Here is a 1896-nt window from a genome sequence, read left to right on the forward strand (position 1 = left end):
CGTGCGCCCGGCATGGGCGATAACTTGGTGGTGCAAGTCCACTGTGAGCCGTAGTAGTCGGAATCACTAGCCGAGGACAAGGGTGTCTGTTGTGAGGCAGAATCTGAAGGAAGTCTAAAGCAAAATACTGAGCTGATGTACAAGAAGTGGCTACAAGGCTGTGTTTATTGGATAAGGATGCGATACAATCTAAAGTCCAATACTACTCGAAAATAGATGCAGTAAAGCCAACAGCTACATGGTATGAAAGTTAGTGTCCTTACCCGGGGAGATCTGTGCTATATGTTTGGCAAGGAAACGGAATGTATCCTACAAGCAAACTAGGCAGTGATGTCTAGCTGAATGGCACAGAAGTCAGCCGAGGTCATAGTAGTCGCTTGCGACGAAGGACCGAACATTAATAACTCTTATTGATATTGGAGGTGGAAGCGGTGCGACAATCGCAGAAAACAGAACAAAAAGCTGACCATCTGAAGAGGATAGGTCTGGAAGACCAAAGGCAATCAGAGGCGCGTAGTACCGTTTCTGGTGAAGATACAATGAAGAGTGGCATTTCATTCAAAGAACTAGTATTAAATAGGGATAATCTCAACTTAGCTTACCAAAAGGTTTATGGAAATAAGGGTGCTGCTGGAATAGATGGTATGACTGTTTATGAACTGTTTGATTACATCAGAGAGAATAAATCTGACTTGATTAAATCGGTAGCTGACCTTACATATAAGCCAAGTCCTGTTAGAAGAGTAGAAATACCAAAACCAGATGGGACAAAACGTAAACTGGGAGTACCAACGGTCGTTGACCGGTTGATACAACAGGCAATTGCGCAAGCAATGACACCTGTATTCGAGAGAGTCTTTTCAGATAACAGCTTTGGTTTCAGACCAAATCGAAGTGCCCATGATGCCATAAAACGTGTCACAGAATTTTATAATCAAGGCTATCACGTTGTGATAGACCTTGATTTAAAGTCTTACTTCGATACGGTCAATCATGACTTACTAATGAAATTCATCAAACAATATATTAATGACGAATGGCTATTGAGAATGATTCGTAAGTTTCTAACCAGTGGAGTAATGGACGGACATCTTTTTCAGAAATCTGAGAAAGGCACGCCACAAGGTGGTAACCTTTCTCCATTACTTGCCAACATCTACCTAAATGAACTCGACAAATTACTAACTGCGCGCGGACATAAGTTTGTCCGCTACGCTGATGACTGTAATATTTATGTCAAAAGCAAACGTGCTGGATATAGAGTTCTAGATAGTATCTCTAGTTTTCTTGAGAATGACTTGAAAGTAACAGTAAATCAAAAGAAGACCAAAGTTGGTTCTCCTTTAATATTGAAATTCTTGGGATTCTCACTAGGTGTATCGGCTAAGAACGCCTACGTGCGTCCTAGCCGACAAGCTAAAAAGAGAGTTAAACAATCGCTTAAGAAAATAACGAAGAGAAACCGAGGCAGAAGCCTCGATGAACTCTTCAAGGAAATCAATCAGAAGATGATTGGCTGGCTTAACTACTATGGAATTGGAAAGATGAAAGTATTCATTAAATCACTTGATGAATGGTTACGCTCTAGAATCAGGCAATACATATGGAAGTCGTGGAAGAAAATTAAAACCAGACTTAAGAATCTGATAAAACTAGGAATGACAAGAACTCAAGCTAGAGTCTTCGCCAACACCCGCAAGGGGTATTGGCGAACAGCGCATAGCAAGACGTTGTTGTATACTTTGACAAATGAAAAACTGGAATCTCTTGGACTAATGAATATGTCCAAGAAACTCCAGTCTATTCAGAATGCTTAAATTAATGAACCGCCGTATACGGAACCGTACGTACGGTGGTGTGAGAGGTCGGTAACTAAAGTTACCTCCTACTCGATTA

At 41.0% G+C, this 1896-nt stretch carries 1 protein-coding gene; it reads left to right on the top strand.

Annotation, left to right across the window (positions count from 1 at the left end):
* Positions 1-431: 431 nt before the first annotated feature.
* Positions 432-1817, top strand: coding sequence for a group II intron reverse transcriptase/maturase (gene ltrA / locus EKM66_RS12430; protein WP_125765027.1), 1386 nt, complete (start codon positions 432-434; stop codon positions 1815-1817).
* Positions 1818-1896: the final 79 nt, after the last annotated feature.

The organism is Companilactobacillus hulinensis, from assembly GCF_003946555.1.
Taxonomy (GTDB): Bacteria; Bacillota; Bacilli; order Lactobacillales; family Lactobacillaceae; genus Companilactobacillus; species Companilactobacillus hulinensis.